This is a genomic window from Alteromonas sp. ABH4_454 (assembly GCF_056311775.1).
This window is the reverse complement of the sequence record NZ_CM149972.1, coordinates 4,183,780-4,205,808: the sequence shown is the minus strand read 5'-3', so window position 1 is coordinate 4,205,808 and position 22,029 is coordinate 4,183,780. Positions and strand designations below refer to the sequence as shown.

General features: G+C 44.1%; 21 protein-coding genes and 1 pseudogene. 12 read left to right on the top strand and 10 right to left on the bottom strand.

The features are described 5' to 3' along the window. The first annotated feature begins 116 nt into the window (after positions 1–116). Both thrC and ung read left to right on the top strand, forming a co-directional pair. Positions 117–1,401, top strand: a pseudogene (thrC, locus tag ACYX4W_RS18350) (threonine synthase). After that, positions 1,401–2,072, top strand: a complete 672-nt coding sequence (gene ung / locus ACYX4W_RS18345; protein ID WP_474805302.1) for a uracil-DNA glycosylase — start codon at positions 1,401–1,403, stop codon at positions 2,070–2,072. Before thrC ends, ung begins: the two are co-directional and overlap by 1 nt. A 76-nt stretch (positions 2,073–2,148) precedes the next feature. Here the strand turns inward: ung and ACYX4W_RS18340 are convergent, their stop codons facing one another. The 3 genes from ACYX4W_RS18340 to tal all read right to left on the bottom strand — a co-directional run bounded on the left by ACYX4W_RS18340 (position 2,149) and on the right by tal (position 5,312). Then, positions 2,149–2,325: a DUF3545 family protein gene (locus ACYX4W_RS18340; protein WP_081765847.1), complete on the bottom strand. Its 177-nt coding sequence runs from the start codon at positions 2,323–2,325 to the stop codon at positions 2,149–2,151. A 362-nt stretch (positions 2,326–2,687) separates the two neighbouring features. Next, the gene (pgi, locus tag ACYX4W_RS18335; protein WP_474805303.1) at positions 2,688–4,337 is read right to left on the bottom strand and encodes a glucose-6-phosphate isomerase; all 1,650 of its coding nucleotides are present in this window, start codon (positions 4,335–4,337) and stop codon (positions 2,688–2,690) included. Positions 4,338–4,352: 15 nt separating this feature from the next. Next, a complete protein-coding gene (gene tal, locus ACYX4W_RS18330; RefSeq protein ID WP_179984321.1) occupies positions 4,353–5,312 on the bottom strand; it encodes a transaldolase in 960 nt (319 codons plus the stop codon). A gap of 386 nt (positions 5,313–5,698) precedes the next feature. Between tal and yaaA the strand changes: the two genes are divergently transcribed. Together yaaA and ACYX4W_RS18320 are read left to right on the top strand one after the other, a co-directional pair. Then, a complete protein-coding gene (yaaA, locus tag ACYX4W_RS18325) occupies positions 5,699–6,475 on the top strand; it encodes a peroxide stress protein YaaA (protein ID WP_474805304.1) in 777 nt (258 codons plus the stop codon). A gap of 278 nt (positions 6,476–6,753) precedes the next feature. After that, the gene (locus ACYX4W_RS18320; RefSeq protein WP_474805305.1) at positions 6,754–7,104 is read left to right on the top strand and encodes an RNA recognition motif domain-containing protein; all 351 of its coding nucleotides are present in this window, start codon (positions 6,754–6,756) and stop codon (positions 7,102–7,104) included. Between the two features lie 103 nt (positions 7,105–7,207). Here ACYX4W_RS18320 and ACYX4W_RS18315 read toward each other — a convergent pair whose 3' ends face one another. Then, positions 7,208–8,467, bottom strand: a complete 1,260-nt coding sequence (locus ACYX4W_RS18315; protein WP_476074143.1) for an MFS transporter — start codon at positions 8,465–8,467, stop codon at positions 7,208–7,210. 540 nt (positions 8,468–9,007) lie between these two features. Here ACYX4W_RS18315 and ACYX4W_RS18310 point away from each other — a divergent pair. Genes ACYX4W_RS18310 through ACYX4W_RS18300 form a run of 3 tightly spaced genes read left to right on the top strand, consistent with a single transcriptional unit; the run spans position 9,008 to position 10,591 of the window. Then, positions 9,008–9,535, top strand: coding sequence for a helix-turn-helix domain-containing protein (locus tag ACYX4W_RS18310; protein WP_476055977.1), 528 nt, complete (start codon positions 9,008–9,010; stop codon positions 9,533–9,535). Further along, a complete protein-coding gene (locus ACYX4W_RS18305) occupies positions 9,532–10,254 on the top strand; it encodes an AzlC family ABC transporter permease (protein ID WP_476055978.1) in 723 nt (240 codons plus the stop codon). Before ACYX4W_RS18310 ends, ACYX4W_RS18305 begins: the two co-directional genes overlap by 4 nt. Continuing rightward, entirely contained in the window at positions 10,244–10,591 is a 348-nt protein-coding gene (locus ACYX4W_RS18300) for an AzlD domain-containing protein (RefSeq protein ID WP_476074142.1), read from the top strand. The genes ACYX4W_RS18305 and ACYX4W_RS18300 overlap by 11 nt, the downstream gene beginning before the upstream one ends. 36 nt (positions 10,592–10,627) lie before the next feature. Here the strand turns inward: ACYX4W_RS18300 and msrA are convergent, their stop codons facing one another. Then, entirely contained in the window at positions 10,628–11,230 is a 603-nt protein-coding gene (gene msrA / locus ACYX4W_RS18295) for a peptide-methionine (S)-S-oxide reductase MsrA (protein ID WP_476074141.1), read from the bottom strand. Between the two features lie 572 nt (positions 11,231–11,802). Between msrA and ACYX4W_RS18290 the strand changes: the two genes are divergently transcribed. Continuing rightward, positions 11,803–12,237: an OsmC family protein gene (locus ACYX4W_RS18290; RefSeq protein WP_118492719.1), complete on the top strand. Its 435-nt coding sequence runs from the start codon at positions 11,803–11,805 to the stop codon at positions 12,235–12,237. Positions 12,238–12,355: 118 nt separating this feature from the next. Here the strand turns inward: ACYX4W_RS18290 and sodC are convergent, their stop codons facing one another. Then, entirely contained in the window at positions 12,356–12,898 is a 543-nt protein-coding gene (gene sodC / locus ACYX4W_RS18285; RefSeq protein ID WP_476074140.1) for a superoxide dismutase [Cu-Zn] SodC, read from the bottom strand. Between the two features lie 354 nt (positions 12,899–13,252). On the opposite strand from sodC, the gene ACYX4W_RS18280 reads away from it, so the two are divergent. The 4 genes from ACYX4W_RS18280 (at position 13,253) to ACYX4W_RS18265 (ending at position 17,573) form a co-directional block, all read left to right on the top strand. Then, on the top strand, positions 13,253–13,894 hold the full coding sequence (locus ACYX4W_RS18280; RefSeq protein ID WP_476074139.1) for a glutathione S-transferase family protein: 642 nt from the start codon (positions 13,253–13,255) through the stop codon (positions 13,892–13,894). 88 nt (positions 13,895–13,982) lie between these two features. Next, positions 13,983–15,827 (top strand): DUF885 domain-containing protein, encoded by a 1,845-nt coding sequence (locus ACYX4W_RS18275; protein WP_476074138.1) that lies wholly within the window; start codon positions 13,983–13,985, stop codon positions 15,825–15,827. A gap of 161 nt (positions 15,828–15,988) precedes the next feature. After that, a complete protein-coding gene (locus ACYX4W_RS18270) occupies positions 15,989–16,324 on the top strand; it encodes a VOC family protein (protein WP_474854943.1) in 336 nt (111 codons plus the stop codon). A gap of 91 nt (positions 16,325–16,415) precedes the next feature. Then, the gene (locus ACYX4W_RS18265) at positions 16,416–17,573 is read left to right on the top strand and encodes a tetratricopeptide repeat protein (RefSeq protein WP_474854945.1); all 1,158 of its coding nucleotides are present in this window, start codon (positions 16,416–16,418) and stop codon (positions 17,571–17,573) included. Between the two features lie 42 nt (positions 17,574–17,615). Here the strand turns inward: ACYX4W_RS18265 and ACYX4W_RS18260 are convergent, their stop codons facing one another. The 4 genes from ACYX4W_RS18260 to proC all read right to left on the bottom strand — a co-directional run bounded on the left by ACYX4W_RS18260 (position 17,616) and on the right by proC (position 21,989). Then, positions 17,616–19,706 carry an oxidoreductase gene (locus ACYX4W_RS18260; protein WP_474854947.1) on the bottom strand — a complete coding sequence of 697 codons (2,091 nt, stop codon included), beginning with the start codon at positions 19,704–19,706 and terminating at the stop codon, positions 17,616–17,618. A gap of 343 nt (positions 19,707–20,049) precedes the next feature. Then, complete coding sequence (locus ACYX4W_RS18255) at positions 20,050–20,499, bottom strand: DUF4426 domain-containing protein (protein WP_474854949.1); 450 nt, start codon at positions 20,497–20,499, stop codon at positions 20,050–20,052. Between the two features lie 111 nt (positions 20,500–20,610). Further along, positions 20,611–21,147 carry a YggT family protein gene (locus ACYX4W_RS18250; protein ID WP_474854951.1) on the bottom strand — a complete coding sequence of 179 codons (537 nt, stop codon included), beginning with the start codon at positions 21,145–21,147 and terminating at the stop codon, positions 20,611–20,613. A 20-nt stretch (positions 21,148–21,167) separates the two neighbouring features. Beyond that, entirely contained in the window at positions 21,168–21,989 is an 822-nt protein-coding gene (gene proC / locus ACYX4W_RS18245) for a pyrroline-5-carboxylate reductase (RefSeq protein ID WP_476074137.1), read from the bottom strand. Positions 21,990–22,029: the final 40 nt, after the last annotated feature.

The following is a 22,029-nucleotide window of genomic DNA, read 5'->3' as shown; positions in this document are numbered from 1 at the left end:
CATGTATTTGTTAAAAGCACATGATTTCTTAAAGTCATAGTAACTTTTAAAAGCAAAAAGATTATTTAAAAGATTGAAAGGGCGAAGTATTTGCCCACATAAAAAGGTAACAGCAAGTGGAATTGGTAAATTTAAAAGATTCATCGGACACAGCAAATTTTGCTGAAGCCGTTAAGCGCGGCTTAGGTAAAAACCAAGGGCTTTATTTTCCAGAGCATATACCAACACTAGATAATATCGATGAACTGTTGGAAAAACCGTTTGTCGAGCGCAGCATTGACGTGCTTCGCGCGCTCATCGGTGACGAACTGAACAATGGCGAACTAGAAGAAATTGTTAAAACCGCATTTGCTTTTGGTGCGCCGGTTGAGCAGGTTAATGATAATGTCTACAGCCTAGAGCTTTTCCACGGTCCAACGCTGGCATTTAAAGATTTCGGCGGCCGTTTCATGGCGCAAACCCTTTCGCGCATCAGCGAGGGCAAGCCAGTGACTATTTTAACCGCAACATCAGGTGATACAGGTGCCGCAGTTGCTCACGCGTTCCATGGTATTGATAACATCAACGTGGTTATCTTGTTCCCGAAAGGAAAGATTAGCGCGCTGCAAGAAAAGTTATTCACTACGCTAGGCGGTAACATTCATACCGTTGCTGTAGAGTCAGACTTCGATGCATGCCAATCGCTAGTGAAAACCGCGTTTGACGACCCTGATGTGCGTGAAGGTCTTCACTTAAACTCAGCAAACTCAATCAATATTAGCCGTTTGTTGGCGCAGGTTTGCTATTACTTTGAAGCGGTAAGTCAAGCTGCCTAAAGAGAAGCGCGATCAGCTTGTTATATCAGTTCCTAGCGGTAACTTTGGTAACCTGACCGCAGGCATGATTGCTAAATCTTTGGGTCTACCTATTAAGCGTTTTATCGCGGCAACTAACCTAAATGATACGGTACCTCGCTACCTTAAAACTGGCGAGTGGGACCCTAAAGCGACGGTTGCAACTATGTCTAACGCGATGGATGTTAGTCAGCCAAACAACTGGCCTCGTATTGAGGCGCTTATAGAGCGTGGTTATATCGACAAAGCGTGCCTGAAAGGTGAGATGGTAGACGAAGAGTATACTCAGCTTGCAATGCGTCAACTAGCGCAGCAGGGCTATACCAGTGAGCCGCACGCCGCTATTGCCTATCGCGCGGTAAGTCACGACTTAGAAGACGGTGAAATTGGTTTGTTCTTAGGAACAGCGCACCCGGCTAAGTTCAGAGAAACAGTTGAAAACGTGTTAGGTAACCCAATCAGTTTACCGAAAGCCTTGGCCGATGTAGCGGGAGAAGACAGCTTAGCGGTGGACTTACCCGCGTCCTACGATGCACTTAAACAGCACATGATGGATTTGCTTAAGTAATGTCATCATCGGAGTTGACTTGGCAAAGCACGTTAGGTGATGAAAAACAAAAAGACTATTTTGTTGAATTGCTTGAACGGGTGAAAAACGCTCGTGAAGCGGGTAGCGTTATTTACCCGCCTCAGTCTGACGTATTTAATGCACTTAAATACACCCCGCTTGATAAGGTTAAAGTCGTGATCTTAGGGCAAGATCCCTATCACGGACCTAATCAAGCACACGGGCTATGTTTTTCAGTAAAAGCGGGCGTTAAGACACCTCCATCTCTGAAAAACATGTACAAAGAATTGTCAGCCGATATAGACGGTTTTAGCGAGCCTAATCATGGCACGCTTACGTCTTGGGCAGAACAAGGCGTACTTTTACTCAATACCGTGCTAACGGTAGAGCAGGGGAAAGCCCACAGCCATGCGAAATGGGGATGGGAAACCTTCACCAATAAGGTAATCGATGTGGTCAATACGCACGGCCACAACGTTGTATTCCTTTTGTGGGGAAGTCACGCGCAAAAAAAAGGTAAGCACATAGACCGTGAAAAACACCACGTCTTACATGCACCTCATCCATCTCCGCTTTCAGCGCACAGAGGCTTTTTAGGTTGTAAACACTTCAGCCAAACCAACCAATATTTGGTCGACAAAGGTAAAACGCCGATCACCTGGCAGGTATAGCGTTAGCTTTTACGCTAAGTATTTACACCATGCTAGAAAGTAAAAAGGCCGCCTGTATTACAGGCGGCCTTTTTATTTATCTTTCCAGTGTCTCTAGCTCGTACTCGAAACCACAATCGAGTTCGGCGAGTTCTTTTTCTAAAGCGTACCTATCGCGTAGTGCCTCGATTTCTCTCCACTTCCTTTTTTTGCTTTTGGTTTTTGCTGGGCTTGCTTCGATGTCTAACATGGCAAATAGATCTGATTTATCCACTGGGATCTCCTTTTTATACCACTACAACTAATACAGAGTTTTTGTTTTTAATTCCCTCTGTACGATTTTGTATCACAGCCGCCACTAAAATAAAATAGTTTAATTTACCTTTTATTAACAAATTGTGACGATATGATGACAAGGGTTAGGAAATGTCCAGTGTGTTTAAAGCGTGAACAATAACTGTATGTAATTGATCCTATTTGGTTTCTTAGTAATCAACTGTACAGTGTTACGGGCATCAAAAATGTCTGTCGTGTGCTTGATAAATACCGCAACAAAAAACGGCTAGCTTCCGAAAAAGCTAGCCGTTCAGTTTGTTATTTGCACCAAGTGGGTGATTTTAAATCACCTCGCATTCCTTATTTTGGTGCATTCGCTGCTCTGAATTTAGCAATCAATTGTTGTGTTGAAGCGTCGAAATTATCTTTGTCTGCTTCGCCTTGAATGCCAGCAAGTACTTGGTTTCCTAGTACTTTACCTAACTCTACGCCCCATTGGTCGAATGAGTTAAGGTTCCAGATAACACCCTGAACGAATACCTTATGCTCATACATTGCAACCAGCGCGCCAAGTGTTTTAGGCGTAAGGCTATCAAACAAGAAAGTATTGCTAGGCTTGTTGCCAGGCATGGTTTTATGAGCCGCCAAGCGTTTGCGTTCAGCGTCGTCTAGGCCTTTACCGTCAAGGTCTGCATAACACTCTTCAAAGGTTTTACCCTGCATCAGCGCTTGGGTTTGACCAAAACAATTAGACGCAAGCATAGCGTGATGCGTGTCGTCTTGGTTAGGAACGTTAAGCGGCAGCATAAAGTCTGCTGGTATAACCCCAGAGCCTTGGTGAATAAGCTGATGGAAACTGTGCTGCCCGTTTGTACCTTCGCTACCCCAAATAATTGGGCCAGTAGGGTAGTCTACGCTTTCACCTTCTTGCGTTACTTCCTTGCCATTACTTTCCATATCCAACTGCTGTACGTAGGCAGGTAAACCGCGAAGATAGTGGTAATAAGGCAGCAATACATGAGACTGTGCATCGAAAAAGTTTCTGTACCATACGCCTAACAACGCAAGCAATACAGGCATGTTTTCTTCAAGTGGTGCAGTAGTGAAATGGTTATCCATCTCAAACGCACCTTCAAGTAAGCCTTTAAAGTTTTCAAAGCCGAGAGCTAATGAAATAGGTAGGCCTATAGCAGACCAAAGCGAATAACGACCGCCTACCCAGTCCCACATAGGGAAAATGTTATCAGCGCTGATACCAAATTCGGTCGCTGCTTTAACGTTTGAAGATACCGCGACAAAGTGCTTAGCGATATCTTCTTGTGTACCGCCAGACTTTAAGAACCAGTCTTTAGCCGTTAGCGTGTTCTGCAGCGTCTCTTGGGTAGAGAAAGACTTTGATGACATAACCACAAGGGTTTCTTCAAAATCAACGCTAGATAGCACGTCGTGAATGTGGCAACCGTCAACGTTGGCCACGAAGTGAACCTTAACCGCCTCAACCGTATGAGGTTTTAACGCCTCGGTCATGATTTTAGGGCCAAGGAACGAACCACCAATACCAATCGCTACAATGTGCTTAATAGGTTTGCCAGTATAGCCCTTGTGTTCACCACTGTGGATTGAGGCAGTAAAGGCTTCAATTTTTTCAAGGGTGGCGTGCACCTCAGGCATGACGTCTTCACCGTCTACCAATACTTTGCGGTCAGAGAAGTTACGAAGCGCGGTATGCAGCACTGCGCGACCTTCTGTTGAGTTAATCTGCTCACCAGAAAACATTGCGTCGCGCAGGGTTTCTAGTTTGCACGCTCGAGCAAGATCGAAAAGCCCTTTAAGCGCGTCGTCATTTACACGGTTTTTTGAGTAATCAAGAAAAATACCGCAGGCTTCAAGCTGCATCTTTTCTGCGCGATTTGCATCTTGTGCAAACCAGTCGCGCATATGGGCATCTTTCACCGCTGATGCAAGTTCAGACAGCTTTTTCCATTCGGGAAGAGAAGTTAAAACACTCATTGTCTCGTCGGTTCCTTATGCACTTAGTTTTTCGCGAAGCATGGTTTCAAGCTTTTCTTGGTCAGCTGCGAAGTTGCGAATGCCTTCAGATAGTTTTTCCGTTGCCATCGCATCTTCGTTCATTGCCCAGCGGAACTCACTTTCTGTTAAACGGTCGCCTGGCGTTTTTGTCGCACCATTGTCTTTAAGCTTAACTTCTAGTTCACCTGGCTCGTTGGCTAGTTCTTCAAGTAGTGCAGGGCTGATAGTTAGACGGTCACAGCCAGCTAGTGCCTGAATTTCGCCAATGTTGCGGAAGCTTGCGCCCATTACAACCGTGTTGTAGCCGTGCTCTTTGTAGTAGTTATAAATTTTGGTCACTGACACTACGCCAGGATCTTCATCTGCTGCGTAAGATTCAGTGCCAGTCGCCTTTTTGTACCAGTCTAGAATACGGCCTACAAATGGAGAGATAAGGTAAACGCCTGCTTCTGCACATGCTTGTGCTTGGGCGAAGCTGAATAGCAGGGTTAGGTTGCACTGAATACCTTTTTTCTCAAGTGCTTCAGCAGCTTGAATACCTTCCCACGTAGACGCAATTTTAATAAGAATGCGTGACTTATCGATACCTGCATCTTCGTACAACTGTACCAAGCGCTCTGCTTTTTCAATAGTAGCGGCAGTATCAAATGATAGGCGGGCGTCTACTTCTGTAGAAATACGGCCAGGGATGGTTGCAGAAATTTCTTTACCAATGGCTACTGCTAACTTGTCAGAGGCATCAGTTAATTGCTGGTCAGCATCGTTTGACTGAAGTTTTGCCCACGCTACAGCGTCATCAATTAAGCTTGCATACTGAGGAAGACCTGCTGCTTTTAGCAGTAGCGACGGGTTGGTAGTAGCGTCAACCGGCTGATATTTTTTGATGGCATCGATGTCGCCGGTATCGGCAACTACGGTAGTGATATCACGTAATGAAGCTAACTGATTGCTCATAATTCTCTCTGTACTTTATCAATAATAAACTTGGACAACTCGCTAGAATAGCCAGTTGAATAAAACGATACGCTTGCGCGTTTTTGTAGGATATTGCGCTTGCGTTTTCTCTTTGTTTACTTAGCTTTTAAAAAACAAACTAAGCTAAGTCGAAAATAGCGCTTTGGTTTTCAAGAAGCACTCATAAGCAGTGCATCAAGGTTATTGTTTGAATATTTTTTGTAATGCTATTTATATCAAACCCGTGTGACAATTCATACATTGAATAATGACAAATTCGCTAATCGGATTTCTCTGTTAAGCCAATTTGTGTCTTTCTTATGCCATTTTGCTTTTTACTGCGTATCAGGTGGTACAATAAGTGCGTAAAAATTTAAGGAGTCGAAATGTTAGTTGTAGTATCCCCAGCAAAAAATTTAGATTTTGAAAGCGAAGTTCCTGTAAGTCAGTTTACACAACCTGACATGCTTGAAGACACTGAACGTTTGATGGAAGTGTGCCGCACTTTGTCTCCGGCTGACTTATCATCGCTAATGAAAATAAGCGATAAATTGGCAACCTTAAATGCTAACCGTTTTGCTGAGTTTTCTACACCGTTCACACCAGAGAATGCGCGTCAGGCAATGTATGCATTTAACGGTGATGTTTATACTGGGCTTGATGCTTACTCGCTAGACAGCGACAGTGTAGAATACGCACAAAAACATCTTCGTATTTTGTCTGGTCTGTATGGGCTGCTAAGACCGCTAGATTTAATGCAGGCCTATCGTCTAGAAATGGGCACTAAACTCGCGAATCCTGAAGGTAAAGACCTGTATGCGTTTTGGGATGACCGCATTACCTACGTCTTAAACAAGGCGTTAAAGGCGCAGGGTGATAATGTGTTAATTAATCTTGCGTCGAATGAATACTTTAAAGCAGTAAAGAAAAAGTCCTTAGACGGCATGATCATTACGCCCACCTTCAAAGATTACAAAAACGGTCAGTATAAAATTATCAGCTTTTTCGCGAAGAAAGCCCGCGGCCTAATGGCGCGCTACATTCTTGAAAACCGTGTTGAAGATGTAGAAGGCTTGAAAAACTTCGACGTAGACGGCTATCAATTTAGCGAAGAGCAAAGCTCATCAACAGAATTGGTATTTCTGCGTAACCAAGAAAGTTAATAGCTTTTTTGAGTAATAATGACTGATAGTGAGCCGGGCTCAGCAGCTTCGCTCTGGATTAGCTAAAGAAACTTCGCCTTCGATACATAGCCATCGCATTTGCGCGATGGCTATTCTATATCGAGGCCCAATCACACGCTTACAATAGCTGAAGTCAAATCTTTTCCCTTCTTTGTAATAAAAGCGAATCGCCGTACTACGATAAGATTAGCTATCATACTAACTGCTGCATGCTACAATACGCATAGTACTTTTCAGCCACAAAGTAAGGCACAAACTTGAGCATATTAGTTCGTAATTTACCCAAATCATTTACTCATGAAAATCTTGAAGATTTGTTTTTTGAGTTTGGCACTATAGAGTCATGCGACCTAGTGATGGATGAGGCCTCGGGTTTATCTAAAGGCTTCGGCTTCGTTGAAATGAGTACCCAAGAAGAAACCGATAAAGCGATTAAAACGCTTAACGCCAAAGTTATCGAAGGTAAAAAGATTCGAGTTAAATGGTCAAATCAAGAGAAGAAGCAAGCAGCAATAGACGATGCTCCCGCGCATAAAAGAGACATCCCAGAAGATGTATGGGGAAGTGTTTCTCGCAATAATTCCGAACTCGAAAACGACGACCGTTAATAGTTGAGTTAACTAAATAGCAAAACTTTGTCTTATTTTTAAACTTTTGTTTTGAGAATTAGAGCAGTGCTGACAACCATTGTTGTCAGCACTAACAGGTAACTCAGCTAGATAATGCTGTTGCTCGCTCTCGGGTATTGCGAGCAGTCATAACAATGGCTAGCCATATCAACACGCCACCACCGGCAAGCGCTAGGCCTACCCAACCCGTTGATGTATAGCCGTAACCCGCTGACAGCGTCATTCCAGCCAACCAAGGCCCAAGCGCATTAGCGGTATTAAATGCTGCATGGTTCATGGCGCCTGCCAAAGTTTGCGCTTCGCCAGCTACGTCCATCAAGCGTGTTTGCAATGGCACGACCATACCGCCGCCGATGCCAATAAAAAACAGTGAGGCTGCCATCAGGTAAGGGTTGCCCATAGACGCGGCGTATGCGGCTGCAGATAAGCCCAATAGAACCTGAAAAACGATAGCTGATGTCAGTAATCTGCCTTCAGAATATCTACCCGCAATAATGTTGCCGAGGGTTACGCCAATGCCATAGATAAGCAAGGTTGCAGAGATTCCCCATTCAGGTGCTGAGGTCGTGTTTAAGTATGAGGCACTGAAGTAAGAATACACAGAGAACATGCCCCCAAAGCCAATTGCGCCCATAAGTAGAACCAGCAGCACATCTTTGTTTTTTAGCGCTTTAAGCTCAGTCAACGGGTTGGCATCCGGGTTTGGTCCGCGGTATGGTGCAGTTTTCCACACCATTAATGCGGTGACTAAGGCAAAGGCTGAAATCATAAAGAAACCGGTTCTCCACCCGAACATTTGCCCGATGCCACTAATTGATGGAACACCTATTATATTAGCGATGGCTAAGCCCAAAATGATGTTACTGACTGCTTGTGCACGCTTGTTCTTACCAGCAATGTCAGCGGCAAAAAGCATGGCAATACCGAAATAAGCGCCGTGTGGAAGACCAGCAATAAAGCGAGCTATATTCATTGTCCATTCTGACCATGCTAGTGCTGTTAGCAAGTTTCCGGCAGCATAAAAGACCATCATTGAAATAAGCATGGTGCGCCTGGCGAGGCGAGAAAAGAAAATAGTGATAAGCGGCGCGCCTACTACAACGCCAATGGCATAGGCACTAATCGCATGGCCCGCAACGTTTTCCGTGATACCAAAATCTTCAGCAAAGTAAGGCAGTAAACCCATTGCCGCAAATTCGCTGCAACCTATTACGAAAGTACCGAAAGCTAGCCAGAATGTAATTGTCGCCAGTGAATATTCTTCTGCCGCTGATTGCTCTTCCGAACGGGCTCCCTTATACGCTGCCTGAGTAGAAGTGATATTGTCAGTTTGATTCGCCATAAACTATCTTTTTTCCTTCATATCGTACCATTCAGTCGCTTGCTTGCTGCTTGAGCATGGCGCACTTGCACAAGGTTAAAATACAAAAACCGGCAAATGGTATGTTTGCCGGCTTTCTATTTTTAAAAGCTATTGCTTTGGTTATTCAAAAAAGGCCAAAAGCCCCAAGCTTGTGCTTTGTTCATTCATTAATAAGCTGAGATCTTAGCAGCGAATGACTATTTAGTAACGGTAGCTGATAAGATTTCTTAATCATTTCAGCGCTTTAAATGTAGTGTGTTTGTTAATGATTTGATTCACGTCATTTTTTCAGTAATACACATGAGAGCTAACTCAATACTAAAGTGGTTGTTTTCTGTGCGTAAAAGCCCTCGACATCTTTTGTTTTTACTCAGCTAACTATTAACATTTTATGCAGGGCTAGCTGTCATAGCTGGTTTTATCTTTTAATGATTATTCGTATAAAAAATAAACTTCTTGACTTTACTGCGTTCTATATATAGAACGTTCTTTAAATGGAACAAACTGGTTTGGCAACGAGTGAATCAATCTACCCTCAATATTTTAGGTAGGCATCTGCAGAAACTTAGGCAAGATAAAGGTGTCTCTCTGTCTCAATTAGCCGCAGGTGCAGGTATTGCAAAATCTAACCTCTCTAGGCTAGAGCAGGGCAACGGCAATCCGACGTTAGATACGATTTGGCGATTGGCCAAACAACTAGACGTGCCCTTTGGTCAGCTTGTTCAGCCCCTTAGCACAAGCGTAGGAGAGAATGGGGTGGAAGTGCGTCTTATTGAACAAGGGCAGGGTGTACCTAATGTTGATGCTTACTGGATGTCGGTCGCACCTAATACATTGCGAGAAGCCGAAGCTCACGCGGCCGGAACAAAAGAAACCATTACGGTAATAAGCGGTTCCTTAGAAGCCGGGAATATGGGCAGTACTCAGCTACTGCTACCCGGCCAAATTACCGACTTTAGGGCTGATTTACCTCACGTCTACAAAACTCAAGATGACTGGGCAACCTGCCTTATCACTATCGTTTATCACAAAGAGGCAACGGAATGAGCCAAATTTCTTCAAAAAGTGGGCTTAAGCAGGGGATTATAGATGGGTTACCCTTGCTAGGAGGGTATATCCCGGTTGCTATTTCATTCGGCGTTATCGCTATTCAAGCTGGCTTTTCAACATTAGAAGCAACGCTGATCTCTGTGTTCATTTATGCTGGCGCGTCGCAGTTTCTTCTAGTTGCCATGGTGGCTTCAGGTGCACCCCTTTGGCTAGCGGTGTGTATGACGTTATTAGTTAATGTACGCCATGTGGTTTACGCGCCCAATTTAGTGCCTTACTTACCACAGAGTAAGGCGTGGCCCTATTTAATGCATGGGCTTACCGATCAAATTTTTGCGCTAGCCCATACACGTTTACCCTCTATGGAAGACGCAAAGAAAGTTGATTGGTTTAAAGGTGTTTCAATGGTGGCGTGGTTTAGTTGGATTTTAGGTACTGCGCTTGGCGGGTTAGCTGGAGATTCGCTTACACAGAAATGGCCTGTCTTAGATAGTGTAATGCCGTTTGCCTTACCAGCCTTATTTCTCGTTCTGCTAGCGCCAAAGTTTTCTAGTAAACAATGGGTTGTTACCTTATTGGTCACTATCTCCATCGCCCTTTTCATTGCACTTAGTAGTTTCAAAAATGCGGCTATTCCTTTAGCTGCACTGTTTGGTGCGCTTACATTTTATGTTCTTACCTCCCATGTCGGAAGGAAACCGTCTCATGCAAACTGATATTTGGGTAGCAATTATCGTAGCGGCTATAGGCACCTATGCATTGCGCGTTGCACCATTGTTATGGACACAGCGTCACTTCAATAAACACAAAGCCAACAATTCAGAAGCGCGCCTGCCTACATGGTTGAGTGTGCTAGGACCATTAATGATAGCTGCTATGTTAGGGGCTTCCCTTGTTCCTAAGGTTCCGTCAACGTCTAGTTGGATAGCAACAGTTGTGGCAACAGCCATAACAATACTCGTTTGGAGAAAAACCAAAACATTGGGCCTACCTGTCTTTTCGGGTGTCGCCGTTTTTGGCGTAATTTATTGGTGCGCTTTACATTTTCTATAGATATAACGCAGGCTAAATGGAAAAGTTAATTGATAGTTAGCCTCCCATGGCTTTGTCACCCCAGACTTCTTTTAAGCGCTGGTCGCGACCACAGTTCCAACGGTAAAATTTGTAGCGAACAGGGCTTTTCTTATAAAAATCTTGGTGCCCTATTTCATCACCCTTAATTGGATAAAAGGTGGAAGCATCGAGTATTGGTGTTACCACGTCTTTATTCGGAAACTGGGAGATTACGTCAGCTTTTGTTTTTTCGGCGATAGCGCGTTCTTTATCGTTCGCAACAAAAATAGCGCTCAAGTAGCTGGTGCCTTTATCACAAAACTGGCCTCGGTCATCAAAAGGGTCAATATTTACCCAAAAATGATCGAGTATATCTTTATAAGAAAGCACTTCACCGTCATAAGTGATTTTGACCGCTTCATAATGCCCTTTGTGATTGCCGTTATAGGTAGGGTTTGGTGCACTTCCACCAGTAAACCCAGAAACTACGTCGGTTACGCCTTCTAATTTTTCAAAGTCAGATTCCATACACCAAAAGCAGCCTCCCGCTAAAATAGCTTCATCGGCTTTTGTCGATGGTGTAAATACCGCGGCACTCAAAGTTGCGCCGAACAATACTGCGGCGATTGTAGATTTCATCTTGTACCTTTTACGTTTTGACAGAGCCATAGAGCTATGCGCTATGGCTAAGTTTTCCTTTTAAGCTTTTCGACTTATAAAGTGAGGCTATGTTAGTGAACATATACGAGTATTAGATAAAGAACGGTTTAGGCTGCAATTTATTTCACTGCAGTTTGAAGCATCACCTTTTCCTCGCTTACAAAAGAAAGAGCTTAGCTAGCGATTAATAGCATCGCACTAAAATCAAAAACAATTAATGCCAAAAGAGGGTAAGTAAAATTTTCATCAGACTCTGTAGTCTGCGTTCACTGATAGCAAAGTCACTGCAATTTCATTTCCCCAAACTGCTCTGTATCCCTTCCATGACAGGGCCTTAGAATAAGAGGCTGTCGGTCGGCAGAGCACTTGCATCTCAGCAAGTACGTGTGAGTAAAAATACGCGACAACTTGTGATTTCACTTAGTGAGGTAGTTCAGCTTTGTTTAGCGCTGATCAAACACTGCTTTACTTCATGCAGCCGGTTGTCGGTTATTCGGCTCTCTAAAAGAGCTTGGCTCAGATTAAATTAAGTCGAAAGTAAGGAAGGTAATATGTCTATAGTCAAATCAGGTAGTGCAGCTTACAAGCCGTTAGGTAAAAAAGGGAAGGGCAGCATTTCTACGGAAACAGGCGCTTTGTCTAATCAGCCTTATGGTTTTAACACACGGTTTGAAGATGAAAAAGGGACAAACCCTGAAGAGTTAATTGGCGCAGCCCATGCGAGCTGCTTCACTATGGCACTTTCTTTTGCATTATCCGATGCAGGGTATGAAGACGGCGAATTAAATACAACAGCCAAAATTAGCCTAGACAAAAGCGATGACGGGTTTGAAATTACTCAGTCGGCATTGACGTTAGATGCTGAAGTTGACGGTATCACCGAAGACGAATTTGAAAAAATAGCTCAAGAAGCGAAGGAGAATTGCCCCGTTTCTCAACTACTGAATGCCAATATTACGTTAGAGTACCGACTAAATAAGGGCTAACTGTTTTAACCGAAATCGCCTGCTTGAATAGTGGGCTATTCTTTTACATTTTAAAAAATAGTGAAAAAAAAGCGGCTTATCAAAGCCGCTTTCCTCTATCTACACGAGTAGAAGTGATTTATTTTCCAATTACACCACAAGCCACACGTTCGCCCCCGCCGCCAAGCTTTTTAGGTGAATCAGAGTAATTATCTCCGCCCGCATGAACCATCAGCGCACGACCTTCAATATCTTCCAGTTCAAGTTCTGGCGCGAAAATCGGCTGAGTAGCCTCGCCTTCTTCGTTCACATAAAGCACAGGAAGATCGCCTTCATGACCGCGCTCAGACCATGGAGCTCTATGTTTATCGGTATTTTCTGGGTCAAAGTGACCGCCAGCTGCGCCACCTAGCACCTTTTTTCCATCCTTCATTGCTGAGGAGCAATCTCCATTTTGATGAACGTGGAAGCCATGGACTCCCGGCGTTAACCCTGACAGCTTAGGTGTGAATACCACGCCGTCATCATCGTGACTACTCACCATAACTGTACCAATAGCATTGCCAGTTTCTAAATTTTTCATCATCACTTCTTTTCCTTCTTCGTGATGACCGGCAAAACTCCCAGCACTTAGCACTAAAGAAATTGAGCCTGCTAACGTAGTAAGTAAACGTTTCTTCATAGTATTCTCCTTCACTAAATTAATGATTCGTTTTCGAGCAACTACAAAGTTAAACAGCATAAAATAAACCAGTTCGAGCGAATTAAAAGAAAAGGTGCTGAAGGCCTTATCACTGTGAACTTTAGGCCATACATAGCTCTCAGATTTTGAAAAAATCCCCTACGTTGGCTGCAAGACTTATAGCGTCCCTATGAAAAAGTTACCGAATGCATTTCTATATTTTTTATGCGTTTTATGAAATGAAGGCGGGTAAGTTTGTAGTAGCGCGGTAAAACTCAGTAACAATATGGTAGTGGCACTTTTCTCCTATTCGACTTACAGTTAGCACCAATTAGGCTATCAAAGGACATAGGCATGTATACACTTTATGGTTATCCGAAAACCCGCTCGGTTCGCGTGGCATGGGCATTGGAAGAGCTCGGCTTGCCTTTTGATTACAAGTTGGTTGACCTAAAACAAGGACAGCACCTGTCAGAGGAATACAAAGCTATAAGCCCGGCTGCAAAAATTCCAGCGCTAGCGACACCCGAAGGCACTTTGACTGAGTCTGCTGCTATTGTCACCTTTTTAGCTGAAAGACACGGCATGCATGAATTTATCCCAGAGCCAGGCAGTTTTGAGCGTGCAAAATATGAAGAGATGATGCTGTTTCTTACCAGTGAATTAGAGCAGCCCATTTGGAATTTAGCAAAACACACTTTCGCACTGCCTAAAGAGCAAAGACTTGAACAAATGCGTGAAGTGGCGGTATGGGAGTTTAAGCGCGTACTGCCGGTGTTTTCTTCTATGCTGGGCGATAAAGAATTTGTATGCGGCACCATGTTTACCATGGCCGACGTGATAGCAGGTCATATTTTGGCGTGGGCAAAAGGCAGTAAGCTAGATATCACGCTAAACGGTAAAACTGACAACATAGCCGCTTATGCCGAGCGTATATTAGGCCGAGAGGCATACGAGAAAGCATGGCGAAAAGAGATGGCCCATTTGCCTGAGTAAACCGTGCTGAGATTAGAAAACACATAACGACAGCGCTTTTTTTGCGAAATATAAGCAAAAACAGCGACGAAATAACAAGGGAATAAAAATGAAAGCATTTAAAACACTGCTCGTAAGTAGTGCTGTAACTATGGCTCTGGGCCTTAGCTCAGCTGTGGCTCATGCACACAATCACGCAGATATGCAGAGTCCATCAACAAGTGAATCAGTGACAAAAGAAGCGTCTGAGCACGAGAAGCTTTTTGCGTTATTTGCAGCCGCTGACCAGCGCAATATTGAGCTAAACCCAATTATGGCCATTTTTCGCGGCGATATGCGTTACGCAGACAGAATGGGCGATTTCTTTACAGACTCTCACGCTTTAGCGGGAAAAACGGCCACATTACTCAACTTGTCAGAACTTAAACAGATTGACCGCAGTAAGCTAAGCGATACTGACAAACTTGCCTACGATGTATTCAAATACAATCAAGAGCGCTCGCTAAAAATGTCGAGCGATGAAATTGAAGCACTGACAGCTGTGCGCCCTATAAACCACTTTAGCGGATTTCACACTTTTTACCCGACCTTTGCTAGCGGAAAAGGCGCTGCGCCATTTAAAACAGTAGAAGATTACGAAAATAATTTATCTCGCCATAAGGATTACATTGCTATTTCTGACCGCGCTATCGGAAAGTTCCGCGAGGGCATGGAAAGTGGTGTGCTTGAAACTAAGCTAACTATCGACCGTGTGATAAAGCAGTTTGATACTCAGCTGGCTATCCCTATCAAAGAGTCACAATTTTGGGGGCCAATTACCATGTTCCCAGAAAGCTTCTCTGACGAAGAAAAAGCCCGTTTAACTGCTGAATATGAAAAGGCGACGCAAGAAATTTACGATGCAACCACGCGTATGCGCGATTTCCTTCGCGACGAGTATTTGCCTGTTGCCCGTGAAAGTATCGGCCTTAGCGATATGAAAGGTGGTGCAAAGCTATATCAATTGATGGTGGAAGGGTCAACGACACTGCCAATGACCCCTGATGAGCTGCATAATCTTGGTTTAAAAGAAGTTAAGCGTATCAAAAATGATATGCTTGAAATTAAAGACGAAGTAAAGTTTGAAGGAACATTAAACGAGTTCTTCGACTATGTACGCACCGATCCTAAATTCAAACCTGAAAGCCGTGAGGCACTAACCCAGAGCTATTATGATATTGGTCGTGAAGTGGATGAAAAAATTGACCAATACTTTTCTCTACTGCCAAAATCTGAGTTAGAAATAAAACCTTACGACCCCGCTATTGAGCAATTCAGTGCGGGTGGATCCTATCAACCGGGCACGCCAGATGGCTCTCGCCCTGGTACTTTTTACTTTAACGCCTACGACTTGCCTAGTCGTTTAACTACAGGCAACGTTACCTTGTACCTTCATGAAGGTGCTCCGGGCCATCATTTCCAAGTGAGCCTTGCCCAGGAAAACGAAGCGCTGCCGTCTTTCATGCGCTTTAGCTTCCTACCAGCCTTCGGTGAAGGGTGGGCGCTATATTCAGAAACCTTGGGCTATGAAATGGGCTTTTTTGATGACCCGTGGAACCGTTACGGCACGCTTCAGGATGAACAGCTGCGCGCTATGCGTTTGGTAGTAGATACGGGGATTCACGCCAAAGGTTGGAGCCGTGAACAAGCTATCGATTTTATGCTCGAAAACTCAGGCATGACTCGCACGGAAGTCGTGGCAGAAGTAGAGCGTTATATTGCTATACCATCACAAGCGCTGTCTTACAAAGTTGGCGCGCTTAAAATTCAAGAGCTGCGCGCTCGCGCGGAAAAAGCATTAGGCAACGATTTCGACATTCGAGAGTTCCACGCACAAGTGTTGAATACGGGCGGAATTCCACTTGCTATTCTTGAACAGAAAATTGACCGCTGGATTGCTAGCCAACAAAGTTAGTGAAAAGCGGCAAATTAAGTAGAGCTTAAAACACTATAAAGCCAGTAAGTTTCAGACCTTACTGGCTTTTTTCGTTTTTGCGACCAATAGCAGTGATATTGACGAATAGCTTCACTAGAGTAGTAATTGTACAATTTTCTAAAGGTTTAAAGGAGCGCAAGGTGGAGTTAGGGTTATTTTCATTAAGTTTAACGGTTAAGGATATTAATAAATCGAAAGCCTTCTACGAAGCATTAGGCTTTGAAGCTATGCCTTCATGTGGTTCTGTAGAAGACAAATGGTTAATGATGAAAAACGGCAACACCATGGTTGGTTTATTTGAAGGTATGTTTGAAGACAACATTATGACCTTTAACCCCAGCGATGTTCGAGCACTTCAAGCTAGCTTAGTTGAACAAGACATTGCATTGGATGTACCTGTGAAAGGCGATAGTGGCCCTGGTCATTTTATTGTAAAAGACCCCGACGGCAACACTATTATGTTCGATCAGTTTTAAGAAGAATTCTTTTAATTGCCATTGTAACCTTACTAGCCAAGTTTTTTGAGCTATTACTCTTAATCAAAAGGAAGTGAGGAGGGAGGGCAGGTTGAAAACAAAATCGTTATTTCTAGCTATAGCGTTGATGACAACAGTAGCGTGTCAGAGCACCAAAAGTACTAACATTCAGGGCAATAGTGAATTAAAACCATTCGATTGGCAGGTTAAGGAGTTCGTAAGGGTTGATGTGGAAGAGCCTGAGTCATTATTTGCGTTGTCTGAGCAGCAAAAGCAACACTTTCTTTCTTACTATAACTCGCCGACTAAAGCACATATATCACCCAATTTTCGCCTCGCTTACTACTTAAACGATCTGGTCTCAAATTTTAGTTACGCCGGCGATACCCTGAAAGCACAAGATGTTTTAAACAACCGTTACGGGAACTGTATGTCGCTTGCGTTGCTAACTACAGCTCTTGCCAGGCTCGTTAACCTAGATGTAGTTTATCAACAAGTCCATACCCCACCACTGTACCGAAGGTTTGGAAAGACACTCACTACGTCTACACATGTTAGAAGCATAATTTTAGGGCCGGAACCCGAAAAAACAGGCGATAGCATAGTTTTTAGGGGAAGAGCGATCATTGATTATTTTCCATCAAGCCGTAACGACCGAGGAGTTTATATCTCAGAGGCCGATTTTATCTCTATGTACTACCAAAATATGTCTGCTGAAGTGATGAGTGACAACCCTGATTTAGCCTACAGTTATTTGTATCGCGCAATGCAGTTAAACACAGCGAATGCATCTACGCTAAATTCTCTCGCTGTACTCTACCGCTCGAATGGCTACGAAAAAGAAGCTCGGAAGTTGTATGAGTTCGCTATCGAAAACCATATCCAGTCGGTACATACGCTATCAAATTTCGCAGTGTTGCTTAAAAAAGTAGGCGATGTAGAAACCCTATCGCGGATTGGGGACATGTATTTAAAAACAGACGACGACAACCCTTATCGATGGATAGATTTAGGTAATGCATTTTTAGCAAAGGGTAAGCTTTCAGAGGCAGAAATGTTTTTCAATAAAGCCATCGCTACAGGACCTTATTTGGGGGAGAGTTACTCGGCTATGGCTAAAACTTACTTTTTACAGGGCGAGGTGATCAAAGCTGAAAGTATGATGGAAAAAGCGCTCTCTCTTTCACTGCCTTCGCAGAACAGAGCGCTTTACACCGCCAAGCTACAGGCTATTCAAAATAGCCAATAACATAGCCAGTAACGAATGAGTTTCTATGAGCTGGCTGCGCGCTTAAATTCGCGCTGCCAGTTCAGCGCCCTGACGAATAGCACGCTTGGCATCAAGTTCTGCCGCGACGTCAGCACCACCGATAATGTGTACGCTAAATCCTGCCTCTTCTAGAGGTTGCTGCAGAGGTTTAAAGGGCTCTTGGCCTGCACATACAATAATGTTATCGACAGGCAATACTTTGGGTGTGTCGTTAATCAGCACGTGAAGGCCTTCATCGTCCACTTTCTCGTAGCTAACACCATTTATCATTTGAACATTGTGGTGTTTCAATGATTGCCTGTGGATCCAGCCCGTTGTTTTACCTAGGCCTTTGCCCACCTTCGAGGTCTTGCGTTGTAGCAAATACACCTCGCGTTCAGAAGGCTCTATCGCCTTTTCTTTAAGTGCCCCTGGTGCTGAGTAATTTTTGTCGATACCCCAGTGAGCTAGCCATTTTTCTTTATCCTTAGCTAAGTGTTCGTGCTCAACTAAGAACTCTGCTACGTCAAAGCCAATACCGCCAGCACCAACAATTGCCACTTTTTTGCCCACCGGTTTGTGGTCACGCAATACGTCTAAATAACTCATCACTTTAGGGTGGTCGTGACCTTCAATAGCAAGTTTACGTGGATTGATGCCTGTTGCTAACACCACTTCATCGAACCCCTCATTTGACAAGCTTTCTGCATTAACTTCGGTGTTAAGGTGAATGGATACGCCAACCCGCGCTAGCTGATTGTCAAAATAACGCAGGGTTTCATAAAACTCTTCTTTACCCGGCACTTGCTTGGCGTAATTAAATTGACCGCCAATTTCACTGGCTTTATCAAACAAATGCACGTCGTGGCCACGCTCTGCGGCATACATTGAAAATGCCAATCCAGCTGGACCGGCACCCACAACCGCTAGCTTTTTCTTGTTTTCCGTAGGTGTAAAGATAAGTTCGGTTTCATAGCATGCTTGCGGGTTTACCAAACAGCTTGCCCGCTTTTGCTCAAAGGCATGGTCAAGGCAGGCCTGATTGCAGGCAATACAGGTATTGATAAGTTTAGATTCATTGCGCATGGCCTTGGTCACAAAGTGTGCGTCAGCCAAGAAAGGGCGGGCCATCGATACCATGTCAGCATGCCCTTGCGCCAATACCGATTCCGCTACTTCTGGTGTGTTGATACGGTTAGTAGTGATAAGAGGGATAGACACCTCTTTTTTCATGCGTTCGGTTATCCAGGTAAACGCTGCACGTGGTACAGATGTAGAGATTGTGGGAACGCGGGCCTCGTGCCATCCGATACCGGTATTAATAAGCGTAGCACCTGCTTTTTCAATTTCTTTAGCCAAGTACACGACTTCATCCCACTTCGCGCCGCCTTCTACTAAGTCCAGCATAGACAGCCGATAGATAATAATGAAGTTAGTACCTACTTTCTCTCGCACACCTTTAACGATCTCAACTGCTAAGCGGGCTCGGTTTTCTAAACTGCCACCCCATTCATCATTTCTGTGGTTAGTGCGTTCACAAAAGAATTGATTAATGAGGTAACCTTCTGAACCCATTATTTCCACACCGTCGTAACCTGCTTGTTGGGCAAGGGCAGCACATTTAACATAGTCTTTAATGGTGCTTCTCACGCCGCGCGAGGAAAGCTCGCGAGGCTTAAACGGAGTAATGGGCGACTTCATAGGTGAAGCGGAAACAGCAAGCGGGTGATAACCATAGCGACCCGAATGCAGTATTTGCATGCAAATTTTACCCTCTTCTTTATGTACAGCATCGGTAATAACACGGTGCTTCTTGGCATGACGAGAGCGCGTCATTCTGCCGGCGAAGGGCGCAACCCAACCTGAAATGTTAGGACTAATGCCGCCAGTCACAATAAGCCCGGCACCGCCTTTTGCCCGCTCGGCATAGAAAGCTGCCAGTTTATCAAAGCCGCCTTTTTCCTCCTCTAAACCTAAATGCATCGAGCCCATCAGGGTACGGTTACGAAGTGTAGTAAAACCCAAATCTAATGGGGCTAATAGGTTAGGATAAAAAGGTGACTGCTGTTCTGACGTATTTACAGAATGGGCTGCGGCGGTCTGAGGTGCAGACTGTGACGAGGGCGTATTCATATTTATTCTCTATTTTTTACTATGAAGGCATCTAGCATGTTGTTTAGTTATTAAAGTAAGTAGAAACTGATTTTAATCGCGCTTCAGCAGGCTTCAGTAACTAATGCTTTAATCTTTACAATCCAACTTGCCCGACCAGTTGCTTTGATTATTTACTACTGCATCAGTTTGGTAAAGGGAAGTTATCAATTTTTTAACACAATAAAAAAGCGAGATACCGATTATCGGCAATCTCGCTTTAACAGTTTTAAAATTAAGTTTAGTAAGAAGAGGTTACAATTTACTAGCGTCGGCAAGGTTTGATGCGTAAACAATATTGCCTAAGAAAGTAACCTGTAGTTGCCTATTCATCCACATACATTTTTTGTTGGAATTTCAGCGTCTGTTTACTTGAACCCTTTTGTACGTCTATTTCAAACCTGAACGTTTCCTGGTCGCGAAATGGTAGTACTGCGAGGTAATAAATAGCATCGCCATCTTCTACTTTCTTAAAGGTTAGCTTTCGCGAGTTACCCAAAAGGTTCTTTGCCGTACCTGTCACGTCTGCACGCTGCGCTTCACCTGAAACTTTGTCGAGTACGGAAATGTTGACCAGCGCGTTAAACTTGCTTCTTACAATACCGTAATTAGCCGCAACTTCAGGCGTTAAAAAAGGCGTACTTACGACCATGTAGTGTACATCCCATTCGCCGAGCGTTTTCTTCTGTTCGGCAAATGCAGAGAAGCTTAAGCAAGCTATAGCTATTGCAAGAAGAGCTGCGTACCCTTTCTTAATTTGTTTTATTTTACTCATGATAGACCTTACTTTGCCTTCATATTTTTCTTTTACAAAACAGCGGGCGTACCCGCTGCCTAATACTGTATGACCTAAGGTTTCACCTTTGATGCCTGTAGTAAACATTGTTTACATAGGGAAAGTGTCTTGGATCAGAAGCTGTAAAAACTGTAATGCGATGATGGCAATCAGTACCGACAAGTCAAGGCCACCTAGCGGAGGAATGACTTTGCGAATAGGCGCTAAAAAGGGTTCAGTTAGTTGATACAGCACATAGTCTACCGGAGATTGACCTTGCGATACCCAACTTAAAATTGCACGTAACAGCAATACCCAGAACATTAGCGATAGGGTTTCTTTTACCACGCCAATTACCGATAAAACGGCTATGCCTACGGGGTTTAGCGTACCGCCAAACATAAGTCCAAGAGTAACGAGTTTAAGCGCGCATACCGCTATCGCCAATACAAAGGTAGCGGTGTCGAACCTGCCGATTGACGGGATAACACGGCGCAACGGCCCCACGATAGGGTGGGTTGCTTTTACTACAAATTGACTCATTGGGTTATAAAAGTCTGCTTGAACCATTTGTAACCAAAGGCGCAGAATAACCACCATCAAATAAAGGCTAAATAAGGTATCAACCAAAAATACCGTTGCATTCATGTTGTGTTTTTCCTAAAACGTTATAGCTGTTTTGCCATTTCTTCAGCGCGCGCTACGGCTGCCCGCATCGACCTGCTGACAATATCTTTTAAGCCTTCATCAATGAAGGTATTTACGGCCTCGGCTGTGGTGCCGCCCTTTGACGTAACTTGGGCACGAAGCTCACTTAATTCAAGGTCTGGGTTGTTACAAACCATTTCAGCTGCACCCAACATAGCCTGCTGCACCATAAGGCGTGACTGGGCTTGGTCAAAACCCATATTCATGGCTTCTTCTTGCATGTTTTGTAGGAACAAGAAGAAATAGGCTGGACTGCTTCCTGCTGCCGCAATAACACCGTTAATACCATCTTCTTTATCTACCCAAACAGTTTCGCCCACGCTGTTCATCACATCGTCTACGTACTGTCTGTCAGACTCAGACACTGTATCGTCGGCGTACATACCCGACATGCCTTTGCCTAACAAGCTTGGTGTATTTGGCATAATACGAACCACAGGGTATTCGCCGCCTAACATCTCTTGTAATCTGGCAACGGGTAGACCGGCTGCGATGCTCATAAACAACTTACCTGATAGGTCGTTATTTTTTTGCAGTTCGCCGCACATATCACCCATAATTTGTGGTTTTACCGCAAGCACAATGGCGTCAGCGAATTGGCAAGCTTCATCGTTAGATTGAGTGGTGTGAATACCAAACTCGGCTTTAAGGCCGTCTAACTTTGGAGTGGACGGGTTTGCCGCAAGAATATTTTCTTTCGCATACCCAGATTTGATAAGACCACTGATGATGCTGCGGCTCATGTTACCCGCGCCAATAAATGCTAATTTTTTCTGTTGCATGTAAATCCTATTTGTTGATTGCATTTAAGTCTGTGTAGCA

Coding starts and splice junctions, on each gene's coding strand:
- ung (WP_474805302.1), top strand. CDS start 1,401: ATGTCATCATCGGAGTTGACTTGGCAAAGCACGTTAGGTGATGAAAAA.
- pgi (WP_474805303.1), bottom strand. CDS start 4,337: ATGAGTGTTTTAACTTCTCTTCCCGAATGGAAAAAGCTGTCTGAACTT.
- tal (WP_179984321.1), bottom strand. CDS start 5,312: ATGAGCAATCAGTTAGCTTCATTACGTGATATCACTACCGTAGTTGCC.
- yaaA (WP_474805304.1), top strand. CDS start 5,699: ATGTTAGTTGTAGTATCCCCAGCAAAAAATTTAGATTTTGAAAGCGAA.
- ACYX4W_RS18315 (WP_476074143.1), bottom strand. CDS start 8,467: ATGGCGAATCAAACTGACAATATCACTTCTACTCAGGCAGCGTATAAG.
- ACYX4W_RS18305 (WP_476055978.1), top strand. CDS start 9,532: ATGAGCCAAATTTCTTCAAAAAGTGGGCTTAAGCAGGGGATTATAGAT.
- ACYX4W_RS18300 (WP_476074142.1), top strand. CDS start 10,244: ATGCAAACTGATATTTGGGTAGCAATTATCGTAGCGGCTATAGGCACC.
- msrA (WP_476074141.1), bottom strand. CDS start 11,230: ATGAAATCTACAATCGCCGCAGTATTGTTCGGCGCAACTTTGAGTGCC.
- ACYX4W_RS18290 (WP_118492719.1), top strand. CDS start 11,803: ATGTCTATAGTCAAATCAGGTAGTGCAGCTTACAAGCCGTTAGGTAAA.
- sodC (WP_476074140.1), bottom strand. CDS start 12,898: ATGAAGAAACGTTTACTTACTACGTTAGCAGGCTCAATTTCTTTAGTG.
- ACYX4W_RS18280 (WP_476074139.1), top strand. CDS start 13,253: ATGTATACACTTTATGGTTATCCGAAAACCCGCTCGGTTCGCGTGGCA.
- ACYX4W_RS18275 (WP_476074138.1), top strand. CDS start 13,983: ATGAAAGCATTTAAAACACTGCTCGTAAGTAGTGCTGTAACTATGGCT.
- ACYX4W_RS18260 (WP_474854947.1), bottom strand. CDS start 19,706: ATGAATACGCCCTCGTCACAGTCTGCACCTCAGACCGCCGCAGCCCAT.
- ACYX4W_RS18255 (WP_474854949.1), bottom strand. CDS start 20,499: ATGAGTAAAATAAAACAAATTAAGAAAGGGTACGCAGCTCTTCTTGCA.
- ACYX4W_RS18250 (WP_474854951.1), bottom strand. CDS start 21,147: ATGAATGCAACGGTATTTTTGGTTGATACCTTATTTAGCCTTTATTTG.
- proC (WP_476074137.1), bottom strand. CDS start 21,989: ATGCAACAGAAAAAATTAGCATTTATTGGCGCGGGTAACATGAGCCGC.